Genomic DNA, 21960 nt, shown 5'->3' with positions numbered 1-21960 from the left:
CCTCATGCACTAGCGTGTGTAGAGTGGCGTAGCCATTCATTCAAGGCCAATCCCGTAGTCACCACCACACGGCTCATGGTTTCGTAGGTTTCCTCCATAAATGCGGCAATCTCCCGTGGCGGTTGTGTTTGTTGCTTGCGCGAGAAAGCGCTCAACAGCACCTCAAACGGCGTTTGTTCAGAGTCGCCCCATCCCACCCTGACGGGCAGGCCGCCATGGTGCTTGATGTGGTTCGTCACATCCGCGAGCGCTTGGTATGCGGGGGCTGTGCTCAACGCCTCCAAGGCCTGCTGGATTGGGGCAAGCTCTGGCGCCGTTGTCGTCTCTCGCGCCAATTGGGCGCATACCGTGCCCAGCGACACCCTGCCCAGGGGGATTCGTTGGTCCACGTTCCACCCCAGGCTGTAGTACAGGACATGCGCCAAGTTGTCTGCAATCGCATGCTGCGCCTGCACGCTGGCATACACATAGCCCTCAGCAGCTACAAAAAAGTAGTTGCTGGCGCCCATTCCCTTCACTTCATCCACCCACATCAGCACCCACCAGGGCGTGCCTGACTCCAAAGGCTGGCGCAGGTGTTCATTCACCAATCGCTGATAGTCCTGAAAATGAATGCGCGCATGGATAAGCCGGGTGGTGACTGCACGGAGCACGGGGCGCAAAGCCTCTAACTCGTTCTCACCCCACCGTGCGCACACCAGTTCGCGGGTGCGCGACATATCCCACGATGGTGACCCAGTGCCCGCGAAAAGGTCCGTCATGCCTGCAGCGCAGCGCCCAACGCGGCCTCGGTAGCGGCCTGGGCTTTGGGCAGGCGCAGTTGGCCGGAGATCAGGCGGGGGAGCAGGGTGTCTCTCGTTTCGGCCAGTGTGGTGACTCTCTGCTCATTGATTGAAATAGCCTCGAAGATGGGTTGCACAGCACCATCGAACACGTCGAGCAGATCGGCGGTTGGAATAAGTGCTGGACTGCCAAGAACTGCCGTCGCAGGCAACGCCAATACGGTAGTACCAGTTGCAAATCCAATCGCACGCTCCCGAAAAGCACTTTCCTGTAAAGCGAAGAACAAAAGACTGCGGATAGCTCGCGCTTTTTCTTGCCACTCAGGACGCACGGTGACTTTGTAGACGTGGTGGGAGATGAAGCCTGGGTCGAATCCTATAGGCACAAATGCGGGACGGCCAAGAATGTCGCGGGCTTGCGTCATGTCGGTATTCGCGATGATTAGGTCGCCCGCTTGCACAGAGTGGCGCGGCTTGTACTCACCCGTGTATCGCTTGACTTTTTCTGAGGCAAACACTCGATGGGCGTTGAAGCACCCGAGGTTGAACATGTATGCGCCCTCAGCCTCTGACAGACCGTCACCCTTGTAAGAGCATCCTTTGGTCAACTCGATCAGTTCGCCAAGGGTCGACTCTCGCCACCCCCTCGGCACCTCCCCCAACTCCGACGTTTCAAACCCATCGGGAAACAGCGCTGCGGTGGCCTCGTCCATGCCTTCGGGCGTGCGGTCTTCCATCTTGGCGCGCACGGGGTCGAAATCAACGAACCAGGATTTGAACAGGGCATGGGCGATGGCTTCGAGGGTGGCGTTGGTTTCTCGCAGGAGAGTGATGCGGTCGTCGAGCGCACCTATAAACCCTGCAATGCGTTGCTGCTCATGAATTCCAGGCAATGAGACGGGGAGTGCTTGAATGATGGCTGTGTTCAGATTGGGCATCACAGCCCCCACCGCGTGCGTCCTCAGCCATGAATAAGCAGTCTCACTAGACAAGAACATCGCTAGATATTGCGGGTCAATTCGGGGACTTTGGAGGCGGAGTAGTAAAGCGCCTGTTCCACAGAGTGCACCCTCAAATCTTTCATCGACAATTGCAGATAGGCCTGTAGCTTGCGCTCCGCGTCGTGCAAACAAGATATCGCCAACACGAAGCCGATGTCGGGAAAGCTCGGACGCCTTCGCTGCGTCTACGCGAGGCACGTCGATATCAAGAATCCGTCCTCTTCCAATGGCTTCAGTCGGGATCACTGGGGTCCCAGAGGCCACGTAGTCGTGACTATGCAGTTGTGAGCCGAATGGGCCTGTTTGAACGGTAGCCTCTCCTTCCCGCACCAAGTCACCAATCGTTAGAGAGGCCCACTCAGAACTCATACCCCAGCCCCCCCAGCTTCGCCCGAATCACCGCATCCAGCTCTGCGCCCTTGGCCATTTGCTCGCCCAGCTTTTCGGTGAGCTTTTGCATCTTGTCGGCAAAGGCTTCGTCGTCGTCTTCCACGTCTTCTGCACCCACGTAGCGACCGGGGGTGAGCACATGGCCGTGCTGGGCGATTTCGGCCAGGGGCACGCTGCGGCAAAAGCCTTTCACGTCTTCATAGCTGCCTGCGCCCGGCTCGCCGCGCCAGGCGGCCACCACGGCTTCGATATGGGCAATGGTGTCGTCTGTCAGCTCGGCTTGCACGCGGCTGATCATGCGACCCTGCTTGCGGGCGTCGATGAACAGCACCTCGCCCTTGCGCGCCTTTTTCTTGGCCAGGAACCACAGGCAGGCGGGGATTTGGGTGTTGAAGAACAGCTGGCCGGGCAGGGCTACCATGACTTCGACCACGTCAGCATCGACCATGGCGGCGCGGATCACGCCTTCGTTGTTCTGGCTGGAACTCATGCTACCGTTGGCCAGCACAATGCCTGCACGGCCCGTGGGCTTCAAGTGGTGCAGCATGTGCTGCAACCAGGCGTAGTTGGCGTTGCCGTGGGGTGGGTCGCCAAACTCCCAGCGCGGGTCGCCTTCCAGGCTGCCGTGCCACCAGTCACTGATATTGAAGGGCGGGTTGGCCAGGATGTAATCGGCCCGCAAGTCGGGGTGCTGGTTGCGGGTGAAGGTGTCGGCTGGCTCGCGGCCCAGGTTGTAGTCGATGCCGCGAATGGCCAGGTTCATGGCGGCCAGGCGCCAGGTGGTGGGGTTGGCCTCTTGGCCGTAGATGCTCACGTCACCCAGCTTGCCGCCGTGGGCTTCGATGAATTTCTCACTCTGCACAAACATGCCGCCCGAGCCGCAGCACGGGTCGTAGACCTTGCCTTCGTGCGGGGCCAGGATGGCGACCAGGGTTTTGACGATGCTGGCGGGCGTGTAGAACTGCCCGCCGCGCTTGCCCTCGGCACTGGCGAACATGCCCAGAAAGTATTCGTACACCTGGCCCAGCACGTCGCGGGCAATGGCTGCGTCTTCGCCGAAGCCGATGGTGGAGACCAAATCGACCAGCTCGCCCAGCTTGCCGTCGGGCAATTGCGCACGGGCGTAGCGTTTGTCGAGGATGCCTTTGAGCTTGGGGTTCTCGGCCTCGATCAGCGTGAGGGCGTCGTCTATGCGCTTGCCAATGTCGGGCTGCTTGGCGGCATTGCGCAGGGCTTCCCACCGCGCGCCTTCGGGCACCCAGAAGACGTTGGCCTCCTTGTAGTAGTCGCGGTCTTCCAGCTCGGCTTCAATGTCGGCGGGGTCGGCGTCGCCGTAGAAGTATTCGTCGTCGGGGTTGGTGAGGCGGGCCGTCAGCTCGGCACGGCGGGCGGCGAAGGTGTCGGAGATGTATTTGACGAAGATGAGGCCGAGCACCAGGTGCTTGTATTCGGCGGCGTCCATGTTGGCGCGCAGCTTGTCGGCGGTGGCCCAAAGGGTTTTTTTGATGTCGTCGAGCATGGAGGCTGAGAGAATTTGGCCGCACAACCCGGCTCAAAAGAGCGGGTTGGACGCATAGAAATCACTCGTCCCATCTTACCGTCACGATCACAGATGTATACAGGTCCCTGCGCTCGGTCAACTGTCTTGAGGGCGCAGGCTTCAACTTGAATGGCAACCTACCTGGCCAACGCTCCCTGGCGACAGCGCTTCACTCGTTTCCTTCGCAGTCATTCATATTCGACCTGCATATGATCAACAACGTCGCCCCCAGGGGCATGCTTTCGCAGAGGTCGCACCGGGGGCTTGCTTCGTCTAGACCGTACCGCAGCTCAGTCAGTTTCTGAGGGTGCACGTTTTCAAAGAAGCTTCAGAAGCCGTGCGACAAGCCGTTCCGCGCTTGTAGTGCATAAACCTGTGCGGCTGTTGGTCAGGAAAAGCGATTTGCAAAACGGCCTGTAAAGCCAGGAACGGTCATCAATCGCAAGCCACGGCTCATTGAGAACCTGATTGGCGCGTCGCCACGCATGGCATTCGGCTTCCCGCTCGTAACCAACTAGCGTAGGCGGAACGTCGCGAAGATAGCAGTATTGGGGGGTAACTCCCACGAGCTTGGCAGCCACATTGGGCCCCAGTTTTTCTCGAAGACGCTCTACTGGAATTTGCAGCCTCCAAGTACTCGCGATCACCAGCTTGCAGTCGGGAACCTGGCTGAGAACGCTCTCAAACACGGGTAAGCAGCTAAAGTGTTTTAACTCATGGCAATGCTCCGGATGTAGAACACCGTCGAAATCCAGAAACACGATAGGCATTGGGCGACATCCAAGGGAAGACTCCTGACGCGGAGAATTTTCTTACGACGGGATTTGCAATGAGACTAGTTGGTCGTGGTCTTATTGGTCTCATTGGGCGGAAATCGGGAGTATGTCTTCCCGAAAACAACTCCGACCCAAAGCTGACTTTGGTCGCGCGCTTCAAGTGTTGCGCGCTGCACGGGGCGTGACTCAGGAAGACATGCTTTTTGCGACGAGCCGACGGCACATCAGCCGCGTTGAACAAGGCCACCAAGTGCCGAGCATCCGAACCATAGAGGGATTGGCTGAGAGTTTGCAGATCCATCCTATGACGCTGATCGCGACAGCGTATTGCCAAGGTTTGGAGCTGGCATCGTTCGACGAAATCATTGAGACCGTGAAGGCCGACCTCCAAGCTTTGACCTTGGGTTAGGCCGGGCGAGGTGACCGGCCGTGTTCGACGTCGTTGTGAGTAAGGACACGCAGGCTTTCCATCAGTTCAGCGCCAGTGGGGCCATCCTTACGATGCAAAATCCGGCTCACGATCTCTCTATCAATAGTGATGCTTAGAAGAGTCATCGCCTCATGCAATGTACTCATCGCGACAGCAAAGCCCTTACTCAGCCGCTCGGCACCCGCCTCCGACAGCAGCAACAAAGTGATCGGTAGGGCAGCGCTGCCAGGCCCCTGGTTATCGTCCCAGCCCTTGCCTGCAAGCAAATCCCTCAGTTGCTCTGAGACGAGTAGCAGATGCTGATCATCTAAAGCATCAGGCAAGACTGATTTCCACCCTCGCGAGTTGATGAGGCCTGCCAGTTCAGGCTCTCCAAATGTTCCAAGAGTAGTTTTTTCCACACGCAGCATGTCGGTTGTTCAAGAAATGTGAGACTATTTGGTCCCATTCGGAACCGGGGAGCGCGAAGATAACCGAGCTCCAAGGCGTTATTTCGCTCGTAGCGTTGCCACTGGCGAATGGAATGCATCCGGTTGCCCCGCAGCACAACTTTGGCAACCAATCAGTTGCTTTCCAGGAATCCGTGAAAATTGAAAAGCCGTCTGGATTTCACCCGCTTGGCAGAACTTGATCGGCAGTTTTGCGAATTCGCGAAGCTGCATCGCGATGTCACACCGAGGTGCGGCTGGGTGAAGACCATCCGCCTCGCCCTAGGCATGAGTTCAACGGCCCTTGGTACACGGACCGGAATGACGGCCCAAGGCGTGCGCAAGCTGGAGCAGGCAGAAGCAAATCAAAGTATCTCTTTGAAAACGCTGGCCAAGCTCGCCGATGGCTTGGACTGCGAGGTGCGTTACATACTCCTTCCCCGAAGCAGTTTGCTCGACCAGGTTCTCAAGCAGTCGAGAGAAATCCACGGCACCCAGTTGCCGACCTCTCTCAATGGCACTACTGAAATGCTGCTTGACACGAAGGATCTCGGAGCACTCTCAGCGCTGTTTGCTAATGTGAATAAGCGTGGGTTCTGGCTGTAGGCTTCTGTCCAGGCTGAAGTTTTTCAGCGCAAACATTTCTCAAGCTCCCTTGTCGGCCCGCAGGACGGAGTGGGCTGTCTGAGCAGCATAGGTTTTCAATGCTGGAGGCAAGTTATTCACAATCGCTGGGCCGCGAATAGTTATCCACAATAAGTTACTGAAAATTCACTCAGAGAGAGACGCGACCAGTGGTCAGGACCAGTGGTCATACTGTGGGCGGTACTGGACTACCTGGTCGAAAGAACTGGATTACGCAGCGAGGAAGCCCTGAATCTCGCGCACCGTCATGCCGCGCGCGTACATCGTATCCGTCCGGTGACCCCATATTGAAAGCGCCGTGAGAAGCGGGCATCGTGTCCACGATTGGAGGATCGTGGAGACGATGGAACAGTTTTCAAGCGAAGGCCGGCCGCGCCGGCGTGAATACAGCAAAGCGTTCAAGGCACAGTTGGTGGCAGCGTGCGCGCAGCCCGGAGCCAGTGTCGGTGGTGTGGCCTTGTCGCACGGACTGCACGCGAACATGGTGCACCGATGGATTCGGGAGGCGGGCCCTGTGCGCGCGCAACCGGGCGTCGGTACGGATGCTGAGCCCGGCTTCATCTCGCTGCCGCTCACGGCAATGGCCGCCAGCACCCATGATGAGCAAGCGCTGGCTGCGTTTGCGCCATCCCCGCCTTTACCGCCGCCATCTGCGCCAGTCCAGGTGCGCCTGCAACGCGGCGAACTGGTGGTCAGTCTGCAGTGCCCAATGGGCCAGTGCGGGGCGCTCTTGCGCGAGGTGTTGCGGTGATCCGGGTCGATGCGGTCTGGATGTCCACGCAACCGCTGGACATGCGCACCGGCCCCGAGACGGCCCTGGCCAGAGTGGTGCAAGTCTTTGGCGCGGCCCGCCCGCACCACGCTTATCTCTTTGCCAACGCACGGGCCAACCGCCTGAAGGTACTGGTGCACGATGGTTTTGGCGTCTGGCTGGCCGCAAGGCGCCTGAACCAAGGCAAGTTTGTCTGGGGCGATGAGCGCCTGGGTCCCCAACTGACGCTGAGCGCCGAGCAACTGCAGGCACTGGTCACCGGCTTGTCCTGGCAGCGCCTGGGAGAAGACGCTGTGATCACGGTGCTGTGATGTTGGTCGCCCGTGCTATGGCGTTCAATTCGTGGATATGCCAGTAGGCGGCTGCCCACCCATCGGGGATGATGACGGCCATGAACGAACCGGTGGATCTGCAGAGCATGGACGAGGCGCAAATGCGCCAGATGCTGCAGCACCTCATGAGCGAGCTCAAACACAAGCAGACGCTGCTGGACAAGCTCAGCTACGAGATGGCCATCCTCAAGCGGCTGAAGTTCGCCGCCAAGACTGAGGCATTGAACGCCGATCAGCGCAGTCTGCTGGAAGACGCGCTCGAAGAAGACCTGCAGGGAGTGCGTCCGCAGCGGCCGAAAGGGTCGACAACGGGGTGCGAATCGGCCCTCGAATGACCCGAATCACGCCGCAGTTGCCGCCATCTGAAAACTCGCGCATCTGCACTCGTCGCAACGAGCGTTGTGCAGACCTTCCCTAACGATAGGCTTGGCATGAATGATCCACTCGGGCCCTGTCGCCAAGTTCGTGAATCTTTAGGCCAGGCCTCTTCTCACCTCTTTTGCCAAGTCGAAAATCGTTGCTATCAGCGGAGCGTTCTGTCGTTCGCGACGACAGATGAAGTCGACGTGGGTGGCCATTGCTGTATCCAGAATCTTCAGCTTCACAAGACGCGGATCTGGAACATAGGCTGTCTCGGCAACGACGCCTAGTCCTATTCCTTGTGCGACTGCCTCGCGGACAGCCTCCCGGCTTCCCATCTCCAGCGCAACCTGGATGTTGATATTGCGGGCAATTAGCTCGCTCTCGAAGACTCTTCTTGTCGTTGAACCTTCCTCACGTATGACGAAGCGCTGGCTCTGAAGGTCCTTGAGCACTATCTCACCGCACCGGGCTAGGGCGTGCTCTCGGTTCGCAAAGACCACCAGGCGCTGTGACCTGTATGGCATGCAATGGAGTTCGGGGTGCTCGGCGTGATTGAGGACCACGCCGACATCACCCTGGTAGTCGAGGAGCTTTTCCGTGATTGAGCGGGAGTCGCCTACACGGACAGAGACCTCGACCTGGGGATGGCGGCTCCCGAAGGCCTTCAGAACAGGGACTACGTTGTACGGGCCGATCGCGTGAATCACAAGACGCCCGACGAATCGGTTTTTGGCTGCTGCCAAAAGGGCGTGCGCATCTTCCTCGCCGCTGAATGCCCGCCGCGTGTAGTCCAGCAGAGTCCTGCCAAAGGTAGTCAGCTCAAGCCGGCGGCCTTGACGAAGAAAAAGCTCCACGCCGTACTCATTCTCCAGGCGCTGAATATGCGCTGAGATGGTGGGCTGCTGTAGATCAAGCAGCTTCGCAGCAGCAGTCATGCTTCCGGCCCTTGCCGTCGCATCAAAGGCTTTCAAAGCCGCAAGTAGCGTGAGTCCAGACATAGGTGTTATCTATAGATACCCCTATTTTTCGGGGTGCAAGTTTCATATTGATGACACGTTCCACGAACAAACTGCACGCATGCCTAGCCGTATCGAACTTCTTTCTGCGGCAAATGTGCGTCATAAGCGCTCTCGCGCTGCTCGCAGGCAGAAACTTGCAAAGGTAACAACATGAAGTTGGAGAAGGACCGAGACGTTCTGAGTCTCAAGGGAGTTTCCGTCCGCTACGGTGACTCGACCGTGGCCTTGCACCCGACGAGTCTGGATGTGAAGCAGGGAGAGTTTTTGGTGCTTCTGGGCGCCTCGGGCGCAGGGAAGTCCACCTTGTTACGAAGCATCAATGGACTGGTGCTGCCCACAAAAGGCGAGGTATCGATACCTGGCCTGGCAGGTGGGGTAGTCAACGCAAAGACGCTGAGAGAGCACCGCAAGCGCTGTGGGATGGTTTTCCAGCAGCATCATCTGATTGGACGTCAGTCGGTCCTCAGGAATGTTCTGATGGGAAAGCTCGGTGACAGGGGTGCATTCGCTTCGCTATGGCCGTGGAGCAAGAAGGACAAGCTGGAGGCGCTCACAGTGATTGAGCGTGTCGGGCTGCTCGAAAAGGCGCTCTCCCGGGCTGATGCCTTGTCTGGGGGGCAGCAGCAGCGCGTAGGCATAGCTAGGGCGCTAATACAGAAGCCACGAATCCTGCTGGCCGATGAGCCTGTTGCCAGCCTGGACCCGGCAACCGCACATAGCGTGCTCACCTTGTTGCATGAGATCTGCAAAAAGGACCACCTCACCGCAATCGTGAGTCTTCACCAGGTGGAGCTCGCGCGCTCGTTTGCAGACCGAATCATTGGGCTCCGCCAGGGAGCTGTTGTATTCGAGGGTAGGGCAGAGCAGCTGAGTCCCGATGTTGCGCGGAACCTCTATGCAAAGCAGTCCAACGCTTCCAACACGAGTGCGTCCACTGATAGCCCCCGAACTCTTCAATCCAGTCAAACCAAGGAGCTCTTGCCATGCTGAATCGCCGTAACTTCTCTCTTGTTGTCAGCGCAGCTTCTTTTGCTGCACTCCTTCCTCTGTGGGCTCATGCGCAGGGAAAGGATCCATCAAAGCTTCGTGTCGCCCTTCTTCCAGATGAGAACGCTGCCAGCATCATCCAGAACGCGCAGCCTCTTAAGCGCTATCTTGAACAGCAGCTCAAGAAGGATGTTGAGATTGTGGTGACTACCGATTACTCCTCGATGATCGAGGCAATGCGGTTCGGTCGGATTGAGGTAGCGTACTTTGGACCGTTTTCGTACGTTTTGGCCAAATCTAAGGCGTCCGGGATTGAGCCCTTTGCGGTGGGCGTTGAACGTGGGTCGCCCACATACCAGTCGGTCCTCATCGCAACGGCCGGAGGGCCGGTGAAAACGCTTGAAGACGTGCGCCGCAAGCCCTTCGGATTTGGCGACCAGGCGTCCACATCAAGCCACCTTGCACCACGTGCACACCTGCTCAAGAAGTACAAGCTTGATGGTGAGAAGGACTATCGGCCAGTTCACCTTGGGGCACATGACGCGGTCGCACGTGCGGTGCAGTCGGGTCAGATTCCAGCCGGGGCTCTGTCCAAGCCGATTCTGGACAACCTCATCGCTCGAGGAAGCATTGATGCCACGAAGATTGTTCAGCTTGACCTTTCTGCTCCCATTCCAAACTATCCGATCGTCATGCAGGGGGACCTCAAGCCTGAGCTCAAAGCTGCCATCCGCTCTTCCTTTCTGGACATGAAGGATGCTGAGGTGCTCAAGGCGTTTCGTGTCCAGGCGTTTGCCGCCACTGATGACGCTGCATATGACGTCCTTAGGGATACCGCAACCATCCTGAAGCTTGATTTGGGCCGTATGCAATGACCTCGGCTGCATTCGAGAACATCATCAGTCGCGACAAGCGGGAGCAGTTCATTGGACTGCGCAATACAGCGTTCGTCCTTCTGGTTTGCCTTGTAGCCCTGTACGTCACGGGGTTCTTCGATGCACAGCGGTTCATCGAAGGCGCCCCGGCTGTCAAGCAGCTCTCATCTGAGATGGTCCCTCCCAACTTCGACCGCTGGGAGCACTGGGTCATCCCGCTGAGGGACACCTTGGCGATGTCGATTGCCGGCACAGCACTGACTATCGTGCTTTCACTTCCGCTGGCGCTCCTGGCGGCTCCAAACACCACCCCCAATCCTTTGGTGGGAAGAGTGGCCAGAGTCATCCTGGCGGCATTCCGGTCCGTGCCAGAAATCATTCTTGGCATTCTGTTCGTGGCAGCCGTAGGGTTTGGTGCTCTACCTGGGGTGCTCGCACTGGCGTTGCATTCCACGGGAATGGTCGCAAAGTTTTACGCGGAAGCCATTGAGCACGTGGATCCGAAGCCACTTGAAGCAGCTGCTGCGGTAGGCGCAAGCCGCTTTCAGGTCATCTCGCATGCCGTTATCCCCCAAGTCCTTCCACAGTTGGCAGACATAACCATCTATCGCTGGGAGTACCACTTCAGGGCCTCCGCAGTACTTGGCATTGTCGGTGCAGGTGGCATCGGCTTCGAGCTGATGGCAGCACTTCGCCTTGTCAAGTATGACGAGGTCTCAGCCATCCTTCTGTCGATTCTTGCCTGTGTCCTCGTGGTTGACAGCATTGGATCGATGCTGCGAAAGCGTCTCAAGTAAATCGAAAAATGAATCATCGGAAAATCGTCGTAACGCAGCCAGTTCATGAAGAGGTTCTAAGGAAGCTCCAGGCTGAGGGTGAGGTCATCATGAATCCAGGGCCTGAACCCTGGAGCCCCAGCCAGCTCAGGGAGTACCTCGTGGATGCTGATGCCATGATGGCCTTCATGACAGACAGTGTGACCAAAGAGTCGCTGCTGAACGCTCCCAGGCTCAAGACCATCTCCTGTGCACTCAAGGGGTACGACAACTTCGACCTGAGGGCTTGCGCACAAGCCGGGGTGAGCGTCACCTTTGTTCCTGACCTCCTCACAGAGCCCACAGCCGAGCTGGCCATCGGATTGGCTATTGCTGCTGGCAGGAACGTGCTTCAGGGTGACGCCGCTACAAGAGCAGGCTACTCTGGGTGGAGGCCAGCTCTATACGGAACCGGGCTTCATGGGTCGGTGGCCAGCGTGATCGGTCTCGGAAAAGTTGGGCAGGCCATATTGGCGCGACTCGCGGGCTTTGGCTGCGCGCGGCTGCTTGGTGTAGACCCAAGTGTGCGTCTAGATCAGGTCGAACTGGTCACGCTCGATGAGGCTGTCAGCACATCGGACTATGTGTTCCTGGCAGTGCCTCTTGTTAGCGATACGCGCCACCTGGTTGACTCCAGGATGCTTCAACTATCGAAAAAGGGCCAGATCCTTGTAAACGTGGGTAGGGGGTCTGTGGTCGACGAAAGGGCGGTTGTCGATGCCTTGGCGAATGAGCAACTTGGCGCGTACGCCGCTGACGTCTATGAGATGGAAGATTGGCTACTTCCAGACAGACCTCGCGAAATTCATCCGGGATTGACCAACAACGCCAGAACAGTACTCACTCCCCACATCGGCTCGGCTGTGAGACGCGTACGGTTCGAAATTGAAATGCGGGCTGCTGAGAACCTAGTCCGCTCACTCAGGGGCGAGAGTTTGAGTGATGTTGCTGTCGAGGCCAGCGCGGCAGCATAGGTATGGTTGCTCGGCGGTTTGCACGCCAGCTGAAATGGGCGCGGCTTCAAAGCCTATGTCCTATGGCTGGGTGCAACGTAAGCGTCCGGCAAACCCAGGCCTACCGAGGCCGGTGATCAGGCGTCGGCGGGTTTCCAGCGGTGTGGCAGGAGCTCGACGATGCGGCTGGCCTTGTGCGTGGGCAGTCGCGTGAGCACGTCCTTGAGGTAGGCATACGGGTCGTGCCCGTTCATACGGGCCGACTGGATCAGGCTCATGACGGCGGCCGCTCGCTGGCCCGCACGCAGGCTGCCGGCAAACAGCCAGTTGTTACGACCGATGGCAATGGGCCGGATCTGGTTCTCGATCCAGTTGTTGTCGACCGGCAGTTGTCCGTCATCCACGAATCGGGTCAGCGCATCCCAGCGCCGCAGGCTGTAGTCCAGCGCCTTGGCGGTTGCTGATCCGTCGGGCACCTGGCGCCGTTGCAGCGTCATCCACTCTTTAAGAGCGTCCAGGATCGGCCGGGTCTGCTGCTGCCGAACGGCTTGCCGTTGCTCGGTGTCCAGCTCTTTGACGTCCCGCTCGATCTCATAGACCCGGGCGAACTGCTGCAGGGCGAACTCGGCGATCTGGCTCTGGTTGGCCGCGTGCAGGTCGAAGAACTTGCGCCGGGCATGGGCCAGACAGCCCACCTCGGTCACGCCGCTGGCGATCAAGGCCTTGTAGCCGCTGAAGTCGTCGCAGGTCAGGCAGCCCTTCCAGGCCTTGTCGGTGCCGTGGCCCAGGAAGCGCCGGGCGTGTTCGCCCGAGCGGGATTCGCAGAAGTCGTAGACCACAGCCTTGATGCTCTCGAAGGCCCCCGGCGCATAGGCCCAGAGGTAGGCGCGGTGCGTCTTGCCATCGCCGGGCTTGAGCATGGCCACCGGCGTCTCATCGGCGTGTAGCACCCGGTGGCTGAGGATCTCGGTCTTCAGGGCATCGACCAGCGGCTGCAGCCGCACCCCGCAGGTGCCCACCCACTGCGCCAGGGTCGAGCGAGGGATGGCCAGGCCAGCGCGGCCGAAGATCGCCTCCTGCCGGTACAGCGGCAGGTGATCGGCGTACTTGCCCACCAGCACCTGGGCCAGCAGGCCGGTGGTGGGGATACCTTTGTCGATGACGTGCGCCTCGACCGGCGCTTGTTGAATGGTCTCGCACCGGGCGCAGGCCCACTTGCCGCGGATGTGGCGCTCGACACTGAAGACGCCGGGCACATAGTCCAGCTTCTCGGCCACGTCCTCGCCCACGCGTTTCATCTGGCAGCCACACGCGCACGTGGTGGACGTGGGTTCGTGGCGGATCTCGCGGCGTGGCAGGTGCGCCGGCAAGGGCATCCGCTTGGCCTGTCTCTTCTCGGGGGTGGCCGGTGCTTGCGTCTGCGCCAGCGCGTCGATCTCGCTGGCCACGGCCGCCAGGTCCGCTTCGATCTCGTCGTCGAGCAGGCTCTTCTGCTCAGGGCTGAAGCGCTCTGATTGGGCGGCGAACTTCATGCGCTTCAAGAGCGCGTTCTCGTGCGTGAGCTTGTCGATGAGGGTCTGCTTGAAGGCAAGCTGTTGATTTCCACGCAGAAGTGACCCACTAATCCCCAGGAGGGGGTGCGGATAAAAACTTGGACTGGTTTTATGCCGCAAGTCCAAGGCTCACCCGGTATTCGATCGGGCTGAGGGCCCCCAGGGAGATCTTGATCCGCTTCTCGTTGTACCAACGGATGTAGTCGTCGAGCACTTCAATGAACTGCTCAACTGTGACGCTCTTCCAGTCCCGAGGATAGAACAGTTCATTCTTCAACCGACCGAAGAAGCCCTCGCACGCTGCGTTGTCAGGCGAGCAGGCCTTGCGGGACATCGAGCGGGTGAGCTTGGCCTCGCTCATTCTGGATAGCCAGCCAGGCCAGCGGTAGTGACCTCCGCGGTCTGAGTGGACCACTGGTCGATCGCTTGTCTCTGTGACGGTCTCGATGGCTGCATCCAGCATGGTGTTGACCAGCTCTGCATCCGGACTCGTGCCGATGGTCCAGCTCACCACCATCCCGTCGAAGCAATCGATGATCGGCGACAGGTAGACCTTGCCTGCAGGGATCTGGAACTCCGTGATGTCGGTCAGCCATTTCTTGTTGGGGGCTGCTGCCTGGAAGTCACGGTTGATGATGTTCTCTGGTGCTGGGCTGATCTCGCCCAGGTAAGACGCATACCGACGCCTCTTGGGTTTTGCAACGACCAGGCTCTCTTGCTTCATCAGCCGCTGTATCACCTTCTCGGAGATCGGGCCTTGCTCTCTGGCCAGTGAGGCTTGCAGCCTGCGGTAGCCATAGCAGCGGTGATTGGACTCGAAGATCTCGGTGATGGACTGGCGCACCCTCACGTACTTGTCTCCGATTGCCGCGCGGGCCCGATGGTAGAAGTACGAGCTACGCGCAAGACTCAACTGTGCAAGGAGCTCTGGCAGGCCATAGTGCTCCCTGAGGGCGTCAATCAGCAGTGTCTTCTCCCGGTTGGACAGGAGCTGCAGATCGACGCCCAGGCCTTTTTTTAACAGTTCATTGGCCTTGTTCAAGAGGTCCTGCTCAAGGCGCAGTTGCCTGACTTCGTGGCGCAGTATCTCAACTTGGCGCTCGAGCTCTTCACGCTCTTGCGCCTGCGGTGATCGATCGGTGTGTTTCATTGATGCGGGTGCCTCACGCCCCAGAAGCTGGTTCTTCCAGTTGTACAACGTTGGCCGGCACACGCCGAGCCTGTCGGCAACAGCCTGTGCACTTTCCTGCCGGGTGCAAAGCTCCATCACTCCCGCGTGCTTCAAGCTATCGGGATATCTTCGCTGGCCCACACTGCCGACAAGGGCCATCCTGGCTTCAGGGAATGCCTCGCGGACCCACTTGGTTAGCGTTCCACGCCCTGGATAGCCCAGCGCCCTCATGGTGGCAGCGATGCATCGATCATGTGTGAGGTAGTGCTCGATGGCCGCTGCCTTCTGGCCCTGCGAGAACTTCGGCTGCCGACGGGCATATCCCAGCGGCAGGTCGAGCCGCTGCTGATACTCGCGGTACCACCCCTTCAATGCATTCTTGGTTGGGTAACCCAGCTGACGGATGGTCGGGCTGGTGCGTTTGCCGAGCTTGATGTAGAGCTCAACGGCTCGGATTCGGTCTTCGTAGGAATACATGAACTACCTTCTAGTAGTCCAAGTTTTCGTCCGCACCCCCGGTGGGTCAGCTTTGCGTGGAAATCAACAGTTCGTGCTTGCCGACGATCTGCGGCTCGAAGCTGCCTTCGCGGTCACGGGGCACGTCTATGTGCAGTGCACCGGCATCGGTGAGAACGGTCTTGGCGCTCTTGCCATTGCGGTGATTGGCCGGCGTTCCTTCGGGTTTGGCCTGGCCGGGCACATAGCCCAAGTGGTGGCTCATCTCGGCGCCAAGCGCACGCTCCAGCACCGCCTTCTTGAACTGCTGAAAGATGTTCTCAAGCTCGGCCGGCGTCACCGGTCCGGGAATCAATTGTTCAAGCGCTGCGGCCGAGAACTGCGGCTGCGCCGCCTTGTGCGCTACTGCGCTCGTCTTCGTCTTGCGTGGCATTCATGCTCCTTGTCGACATGCTATGCCTCACACACAAAGTTTATGACAGGCCCGCGATTACTCGTTCTTTACGGCTCTCCGGGGAAACTCAGCCACATTCCCTTTTTTCAGCTGGTTGATCTTCCGTCGGAGCTCATCGTTCTCGGCCAATAGTTGCTGCACTCTCTCTTCAGCCTCCGCGCGCAAACGACGTGCCTCTTGCCAGTCGAGCTCACTGATGCGATAGGCCGTCAGTAAATCACCGTACAACTCTCGCCATTCCGAAACTCGCTGAGCAGCCCCTCTCTTCGCCTCACGCCTTGAACCGGCCTCAACCCCCTTTATGTTCAGTAGCCAAGGGTCCACGACCCTACTTTTAAACGTGTCCTTGTAGCTGGCTGCGAAGAGCGTTTTTGGCCCAATACCTGACCGGCGCACAAGCTCATTGAGATTCAATGCTCCACCATTCGAAGGATACAAGCCTTGGTTCGCTTTGATTTCCTGTTCGATAGTTCGCATGGCCTCAGTGACCTTCACCACAACCGCATCGCGACGCCGCTCGCCTTGCGCAACAGCGCTAGCTCGAATCTGGTCTTTCGCTGCATCCGAAAACTTCGAAGATGCTTTCTTTTTCATGCTTCGCATAGTCTTTCCGAACCGCATACGATTTGGACTCGAGGATCTTCCCGCCACTTCTGCTCTAGATCCGCAAAACGACCCAGATGCATTCGAACCTGGCCTGCCCAATACTCGGCAATAAGTTCCTTCCCACTCTTGGTCTCGAACTCCCAGTGCTCCAGTGCCTGCGAAATGCAGCGATCAACATCATTTCGCAACCAGGCCTGCTCAAGTCGGTAATCGCACGAGGTTTGGCAGTTGGCTGGATCTGCATGCCCGCGCTTTTTGTTACAAGGGCCAAACTGCGTCAATGCCTTTGTACACAATACTCCCGGTCGGACGAGATTCCATGTTGTCCCCCCCAGCGTCAGCACCTCCGCCAAGTCCCTAATGTCTTTAGCTCCCCAGTCCTTTGCGCTCTGGTGTAGCTGTTGGCCGTGCTCAGCAACTGCACGGCGAATCGTTGCAGCCGCCTTTCCACCATAGCCATCTCTCGACAAGCTGCCGCTTTGCGGCGGCTCAATCTCTGACGTTCCAGCATCGTCGCTTAGCAGGAAGCTCGACAAGTCATCGGCACAGCGGATGACTCGGAGCTCACGCACTATCTCATCAATCTCCTCGGAAAGAGCTACATCGGTCAAGATGTAATAAATAGTCATCTCAATGTGCTCATGTCCAAAGACATCCTGCAAGATTTTTGGCGCTTGGACGATCGCGAGTGCCACAAGTCGAGCCAGCGATTTTCTCAACCTGTGAGGCCGAAGGCCTTGCCCGCCTGGTCTGGCGTCCAGGCACAGCGCAGCTGAGTAGTCTCTTAGAAGTGCTTGTAATATCTGGGCCGTTGCCGGCTGATTTCGCTTTCCCCAGCATGACCAGAGATTTGTTCCTGCTGGTACTTCCGATGGGCCAACAAATGGGCGTATGTGGCTCAAGGGTGACAAGCGCTCCAACAAAGATATGAGTTGGGCTTGCTGCAAAATCGCACTCTCAGCAAACTTTGGAAGCGGCCAATCGCGTAATTGCCCGTCATGGCGACGCACAAGCTTAAATGTGCGGCCATTTGCGAATGCGGTGCCATTGGGCGCATGGTGGATAGCACCGCGTTCCATGGTCAACAGTTCCCCAATACGAGTTCCAGTAGATAAACCCACAACAAAAAGGTGTGCCCCTTGCAGCACCTTAGCTAAGCCGAAAAGTTGGGCGGCGCCCCGAGGCGGCCATATCTCGGTTCGCTTCTTTTCATTGACGCAATATTGTTCTTGCTCGTGCGGCAGCGTGACCTTTGATGGAGGCACCTTCTTGCTATGTGCCCCTCTCTGGCTCAGGTTGAGCTCAAAGGGCAGTTGGTCAATTGGCTGCCCGTGAGCGTCTATCCAGACTTGCGCCTTAAGGGCTGCGGCACATCGTTCGCTCAAAGTACGAACGTCTAACTTGAGATCATGTGCCTCCTGCCAAAGGTCCTGAAAATCCGATAGGACGCGTAGGATGTTTGGGCCTAGATGCTCAATAATCCAATGCGATCTCTGCCCGATCTCGCACAAGTAGTTGTCTGGTAACGGTAGATGCGGCGCTCGTAGGATTTCTGGCTGAGTAGCTTCTGCTTTGCCTGATACTCGTGTCGATTTCTTTATGTCTACTCCGCTATGTGGAGCATCCATCCATAGGCCACGAGTGGAAGCTGCATGCATCCGTTTCATCTCTGCGAACACAACCTGCTTTGTTGAAGCTGAGAGCGGCATTGCGTTCACATCGTCCTTGGAGACAGACGCAAAGATCAAGGGTAGAAAACGCAATTTCTCTTCTTCGGGCATCGGTTTGCGGCCTTCGCCGACACCTGCCATCGCCTTGCTGATACCAACCGCAGCAAGAAATGGAATGCTCTGGTGTGCGTTTTGCGCTATCACAGATGGGTCTAAACTATTGCGTCCATTGCCTAAATGGACAGGACCGATGCGGCAGAGCACAAAGTATCGATTGCAAGCTAGAACCGCTCGGTCTAACAGGTCTTCCAGAAGTGACTTAGATTCACAATCGTTCAGCGTTGAGTGCATCAAGGACCTCAACTCACTAGGCAAGTTCGCTACCAAGCGTTCTTTTATACGAACTTCCCATGAGGACCTAGAGCCACTGGGGAACCATTCCCGCGGAGTCGACCAAGTTGTCCACTCTTCGCCGTGTCCGAGCAGCGACTTCAAGCGTTGTAGTTCGGCTTGACTCATGTGCTGAATACTTTCGGCAGCGTGCTGCGCAAGCACGTGGCTTGACTTCGCTTCGAAAGCCTTAAATGCTTCCTCCTGGACAACACGTTTAGCCATACGAAGAACTATTTTTTATCGAATCACCGTTGAACTCAGGAACGCGGTGCTCACCTTCTTCAATCCGCTGCACCCACTTGCTGAGCGCAGATTCAACAGCACTCGGATGGAAACCCAGTAAAGCTGTTTCCGTGTTCTCCATCTCGGTCTGCCAGGAGATCTCCTCACCTCGGTAGAAATGCTCAATCGGCGTTTGCGTGCGGAGGGCCCTCAGTTCGGCCAGTCGCATTGCGAGCCCGTCCAGCGATTCTGGCGCTATCACCGCATTTTCTAAGCACAAAGTGCATCGCTGCACTGTGCACAGTGTTCGTCCGTTAGGCTTGAATTGGGGGTCTAGGCGTGCGGGCGGACTGGTTGGATCCTTGCAACTGACCCCTATCCTGCTCTTCTTCAGTTTCCGGTACTCTGCAAGACGCAAATGTTGCTCGGGGGTGATTTGCTCTCGTTCGATGATTTGTCGCAGAACTGTGTGGTCAAGTTGTCCGGAGGAGAAACACATGTTCCACATCTCGTCGGTGTAGGCTACAAAGGTGCGAGCGCTTTCCGCATTGACAATTTTGTTGTCAAGATATCTTGCGGTCGTGAAGGGCGAGCGATGGCCAAGCGCCTTTTGAACCGCTAGGACCGACCCCCCTGAAATGCGATACACGTACTCAGCGAAGATATCTCGAAAGTCACTGGCGTTCACCCTGGGGATTGGCGCCTCATTGGGAGTGCGGTGCTCGTTTACGCGCTCAACAATAATGCGCAGAATGGGAGTGTTCCGTTCATACTTATCGTAGGTCTCGGCATTGAGCGCTTCGATAGAACCTTTTGCCCTATAAAGCCAAATACTCCTTGATTTGCGCTGAAGCTCTAGAACCACGATACGAGCTTCTGTGACGGACGCGACGTCAGCATGCGTAGCTATCAGCTCGCTGAGGGTTATTTCCGCGACACGGAGACTCCGAACAAGCTCTTGCCGCAAAGGCCAAGTCCTTTCGACAAGTGTACGAATAACCTTCCCTGGAGAGCGGTCTGTTTTCCAGTCACCATGCATTATTTGGTCGGATACGCTTCTCGCTTTGTAGCCTGTAATGATGTAACGGCTTGCATCCCTCGGATGATTACGAAGAAAGGGCATGCACTCAGGAATGGATGTGTCGGCGTCCACCGGTAGATCGAGAAGCGTTTGGACATTCCAGCCCCCACCTATTAGTGCGAGGTGAAAACCCATCTTGATTTCAAAGGCTGTCGGAAAGAAAGCTGCAAACATCGTTTCGATTGCCAATCCATCCCGCCACAATGTTCGACCGGATCTCCCCGTTTTGTGCTCCCAATGTTTCTTGATTGCCTCCGTGGTGATAGTTCCCGATGCAAATAAAGGGCCTGCAAACTCTGCATTGAGCAGTAAATTCGCTTGCCCTTCACTTGCGGGCGCGCGATTTCCCGCGAGCATGTCATCTACTAGATTCCATCGATCGATTGCCTTAAACCACTCCCGCTTGATGCAAGTGAAAACGGCGCGCGACTGCGCCGGCGTTGGTATCTCTCGCGATGGTTTAAGCGATTCAGGTCCGTTCCAAGCAAGCGGACTCATACCTTTGGCACGGCGCGTCATATCCGCAATCGATCTGAACGCAGAAAATGTTCCAGGGGAGAATCGCTGCACAGCCAATTGTTGGTGCAGATGCGTGAGATCCGTGACGCTCTTCGTGGGTGCAAAGACTAACTCAGGGGTATTGGTCGTTGTCTCCATCTCGTCAAACAGGCGCCACCAGAGCTTCAGATCTGCAACGCATCCTCTGCAAGTCTTCTCGCTTGCCCACATTAGTTTTTCTTGGATCGCAGGCAGCAATTCATGAATCAGTGACGGGCGCCCACTGTAGCTACCTAGCCACCGATCTTCTAGACCAGGCTTCTTAGGTCTTTCCTGGCCTACCTCTAGGTCGGTAAGATCAACAAGGAAGGGCTTGGTAGCATGTTGAGTCCAGAACTTTAGTGGGCTTCCCGTATGTTGGAGGTATCCCCGCGAATCAACGAGTGCAAGTTCCGCAAGTCGTGGCGTTTGATGATCCTTAGAAACCTTGCGAAGGGTCACGACTCATCCTCCGATTCGTCAAGCATCGCGGCTTGATAGCGTTCTGGCAGGGCTTCGCCGAGTTGATCGCTGACCCACTGAACATACAGCCTGGTCGTGTCACTGCTGATGTGACCAAGCTGCGGAACTATCTTCAGTTGAATTAACTCCGTTAGCAAAATAGCTGTCAGCGTGCCTTGCCCCTCGCACGTCAACTCTTGATGCTTTCGCCCGGCGCCAATTTCTTGCATTAGGGTTGAACAGGACCACCAATGCCTGCCTAGGTGTGGCGACCACTCTTTGTAGGGAAGTTTTCCAGATTTCCACGCGTTGTAGAAGCCCGAGACAGATTGCCGCACACCTTCCGGGTTCAGGAAAAGATGGACAGAGTTGTCCAGCCTTTCGCGCTGAGCTTTAAGACCACGAGCTTGTGCGACCCATTTTTGAAGCAGTCGAGGGCGCACGCGAGTGCGATAAGTATGTAGCTTCTCAGCTAAATGAAGTGGGATCTTGATCGTTCGCTTCGGGCCAATCTTGTCGCCATGGTCATGTCCGTAGTCGCGACCTTTCGTGCCATAACGGAGGCTCACCGCCACCATTTGATGTTTGATGTCAGCCGTCGGATTCACGATTAGCCAGTCTGCTGGATCGACGGGAAGCGTATCAACACGCCAGGACGCAACTTCCTGTCGCCGAACCGCAGTCATCAGTACCGTTTCGCACATGAGCCCGAAAGTACGTCCCTTTTCAACGTAAATCGACTCCAGCCAACTATCCACCTCGAAATCGGTTGGCATTCGAAGCTCACTCGGTGCCTCTCTAACTCTACCCTTCCGAACTTGGTGAGTCCGCAAACGAGGGTCTCCTGTTGCACTTGCCCTCTGTGAGCGCAATGACCGGGTGACAAGTGGAACCACAACGGGCGGGCGCTTCCCTTTTGCAGCCATCCATTCAACGAAGTCCGTAGCCACGTCGACATACCGATTTACCGTCTTGGGACTCAATGGTCGTCCCGTCGATCCCCAAAGGCCTGCAACCAACTCAGTTTGGTAGTCACCATTGATGTGATCCACATAGTTGGCATTCATGGGGTTAACGCCCCGCGTTTCGCACCACTCAAGGAAGTTGCAAAGCCAACTGGCGTAGTTCCGAATGCTTTTTTCAGATGGGCGATTTCCCACTTCTCCTGGGCGCGACGGGTTCCACGTTCCCAGACCCCGTTCAACAAGGTACTCAGAGCCGTCCCTGTGGATTCCAGGGCGAGAGTC

The 21960-nt window shown here is 57.3% G+C and carries 21 protein-coding genes and 1 pseudogene; 9 read left to right on the top strand and 13 right to left on the bottom strand.

Features of this window, described 5'->3' with window-relative positions:
- Positions 1–2 precede the first annotated feature (2 nt).
- The 4 genes from AC07Z7_RS09560 to AC07Z7_RS09545 all read right to left on the bottom strand — a co-directional run bounded on the left by AC07Z7_RS09560 (position 3) and on the right by AC07Z7_RS09545 (position 4483).
- Complete coding sequence (locus AC07Z7_RS09560) at positions 3–719, bottom strand: hypothetical protein (RefSeq protein WP_304305415.1); 717 nt, start codon at positions 717–719, stop codon at positions 3–5.
- 38 nt (positions 720–757) lie between these two features.
- Positions 758–2152, bottom strand: coding sequence for a restriction endonuclease subunit S (locus tag AC07Z7_RS09555; RefSeq protein WP_304305416.1), 1395 nt, complete (start codon positions 2150–2152; stop codon positions 758–760).
- A complete protein-coding gene (locus tag AC07Z7_RS09550; RefSeq protein WP_304305417.1) occupies positions 2142–3692 on the bottom strand; it encodes a class I SAM-dependent DNA methyltransferase in 1551 nt (516 codons plus the stop codon). The genes AC07Z7_RS09555 and AC07Z7_RS09550 overlap by 11 nt, the downstream gene beginning before the upstream one ends.
- A 338-nt stretch (positions 3693–4030) precedes the next feature.
- On the bottom strand, positions 4031–4483 hold the full coding sequence (locus AC07Z7_RS09545; protein ID WP_304305418.1) for an HAD domain-containing protein: 453 nt from the start codon (positions 4481–4483) through the stop codon (positions 4031–4033).
- Between the two features lie 112 nt (positions 4484–4595).
- Here AC07Z7_RS09545 and AC07Z7_RS09540 point away from each other — a divergent pair, with 112 nt between their 5' ends.
- Positions 4596–4898 carry a helix-turn-helix domain-containing protein gene (locus AC07Z7_RS09540; protein WP_304305419.1) on the top strand — a complete coding sequence of 101 codons (303 nt, stop codon included), beginning with the start codon at positions 4596–4598 and terminating at the stop codon, positions 4896–4898.
- On the opposite strand, the gene AC07Z7_RS09535 is transcribed toward AC07Z7_RS09540, so the two are convergent.
- The gene (locus tag AC07Z7_RS09535) at positions 4895–5329 is read right to left on the bottom strand and encodes a hypothetical protein (protein ID WP_304305420.1); all 435 of its coding nucleotides are present in this window, start codon (positions 5327–5329) and stop codon (positions 4895–4897) included. The genes AC07Z7_RS09540 and AC07Z7_RS09535 overlap by 4 nt on opposite strands.
- A 180-nt stretch (positions 5330–5509) precedes the next feature.
- Here AC07Z7_RS09535 and AC07Z7_RS09530 point away from each other — a divergent pair, with 180 nt between their 5' ends.
- The 4 genes from AC07Z7_RS09530 to AC07Z7_RS09515 all read left to right on the top strand — a co-directional run bounded on the left by AC07Z7_RS09530 (position 5510) and on the right by AC07Z7_RS09515 (position 7431).
- Positions 5510–5953, top strand: coding sequence for a helix-turn-helix domain-containing protein (locus tag AC07Z7_RS09530; protein WP_304305421.1), 444 nt, complete (start codon positions 5510–5512; stop codon positions 5951–5953).
- Positions 5954–6335: 382 nt separating this feature from the next.
- Complete coding sequence (tnpA, locus tag AC07Z7_RS09525) at positions 6336–6743, top strand: IS66-like element accessory protein TnpA (RefSeq protein ID WP_233250285.1); 408 nt, start codon at positions 6336–6338, stop codon at positions 6741–6743.
- A 20-nt stretch (positions 6744–6763) separates the two neighbouring features.
- Entirely contained in the window at positions 6764–7075 is a 312-nt protein-coding gene (gene tnpB / locus AC07Z7_RS09520; RefSeq protein WP_108497518.1) for an IS66 family insertion sequence element accessory protein TnpB, read from the top strand.
- 80 nt (positions 7076–7155) lie between these two features.
- Positions 7156–7431, top strand: coding sequence for a transposase (locus AC07Z7_RS09515; RefSeq protein WP_204298269.1), 276 nt, complete (start codon positions 7156–7158; stop codon positions 7429–7431).
- Between the two features lie 138 nt (positions 7432–7569).
- On the opposite strand, the gene AC07Z7_RS09510 is transcribed toward AC07Z7_RS09515, so the two are convergent.
- Entirely contained in the window at positions 7570–8457 is an 888-nt protein-coding gene (locus tag AC07Z7_RS09510) for a LysR substrate-binding domain-containing protein (RefSeq protein WP_027011074.1), read from the bottom strand.
- 171 nt (positions 8458–8628) lie between these two features.
- Here AC07Z7_RS09510 and phnC point away from each other — a divergent pair, with 171 nt between their 5' ends.
- From phnC to AC07Z7_RS09490, 4 genes are read left to right on the top strand one after another with little or no spacing between them, the layout of a single operon-like run.
- Complete coding sequence (gene phnC / locus AC07Z7_RS09505; protein WP_060984576.1) at positions 8629–9468, top strand: phosphonate ABC transporter ATP-binding protein; 840 nt, start codon at positions 8629–8631, stop codon at positions 9466–9468.
- A complete protein-coding gene (gene phnD / locus AC07Z7_RS09500; protein ID WP_421563357.1) occupies positions 9462–10340 on the top strand; it encodes a phosphate/phosphite/phosphonate ABC transporter substrate-binding protein in 879 nt (292 codons plus the stop codon). Before phnC ends, phnD begins: the two co-directional genes overlap by 7 nt.
- A complete protein-coding gene (phnE, locus tag AC07Z7_RS09495; protein WP_003056093.1) occupies positions 10337–11137 on the top strand; it encodes a phosphonate ABC transporter, permease protein PhnE in 801 nt (266 codons plus the stop codon). Before phnD ends, phnE begins: the two co-directional genes overlap by 4 nt.
- A gap of 8 nt (positions 11138–11145) precedes the next feature.
- Positions 11146–12129, top strand: a complete 984-nt coding sequence (locus tag AC07Z7_RS09490; protein WP_060984578.1) for an NAD(P)-dependent oxidoreductase — start codon at positions 11146–11148, stop codon at positions 12127–12129.
- Positions 12130–12245: 116 nt separating this feature from the next.
- Here AC07Z7_RS09490 and tnpC read toward each other — a convergent pair whose 3' ends face one another.
- From tnpC to AC07Z7_RS09455, 7 genes and pseudogenes are all read right to left on the bottom strand, one after another.
- Positions 12246–13739, bottom strand: a complete 1494-nt coding sequence (gene tnpC, locus AC07Z7_RS09485; protein ID WP_304305439.1) for an IS66 family transposase — start codon at positions 13737–13739, stop codon at positions 12246–12248.
- A 31-nt stretch (positions 13740–13770) separates the two neighbouring features.
- The gene (locus AC07Z7_RS09480; RefSeq protein ID WP_060987626.1) at positions 13771–15309 is read right to left on the bottom strand and encodes an IS3 family transposase; all 1539 of its coding nucleotides are present in this window, start codon (positions 15307–15309) and stop codon (positions 13771–13773) included.
- A 70-nt stretch (positions 15310–15379) separates the two neighbouring features.
- Positions 15380–15721, bottom strand: a pseudogene (locus AC07Z7_RS09475) (transposase); the annotation flags it as partial.
- 57 nt (positions 15722–15778) lie between these two features.
- On the bottom strand, positions 15779–16336 hold the full coding sequence (locus tag AC07Z7_RS09470) for a hypothetical protein (protein WP_066788631.1): 558 nt from the start codon (positions 16334–16336) through the stop codon (positions 15779–15781).
- Positions 16333–18633: a site-specific integrase gene (locus AC07Z7_RS09465; RefSeq protein WP_440105704.1), complete on the bottom strand. Its 2301-nt coding sequence runs from the start codon at positions 18631–18633 to the stop codon at positions 16333–16335. The genes AC07Z7_RS09470 and AC07Z7_RS09465 overlap by 4 nt, the downstream gene beginning before the upstream one ends.
- Positions 18626–20713, bottom strand: a complete 2088-nt coding sequence (locus tag AC07Z7_RS09460; RefSeq protein WP_156445283.1) for a site-specific integrase — start codon at positions 20711–20713, stop codon at positions 18626–18628. The genes AC07Z7_RS09465 and AC07Z7_RS09460 overlap by 8 nt, the downstream gene beginning before the upstream one ends.
- The gene (locus AC07Z7_RS09455; RefSeq protein WP_156445284.1) at positions 20710–21489 is read right to left on the bottom strand and encodes a site-specific integrase; all 780 of its coding nucleotides are present in this window, start codon (positions 21487–21489) and stop codon (positions 20710–20712) included. Before AC07Z7_RS09455 ends, AC07Z7_RS09460 begins: the two co-directional genes overlap by 4 nt.
- Positions 21490–21960 lie beyond the last annotated feature (471 nt).

Source organism: Acidovorax sp. GW101-11A03, from assembly GCF_059424825.1.
The sequence above is the reverse complement of the archived record's forward strand: the minus strand, read 5'-3'. Positions and strand labels throughout refer to the sequence as shown.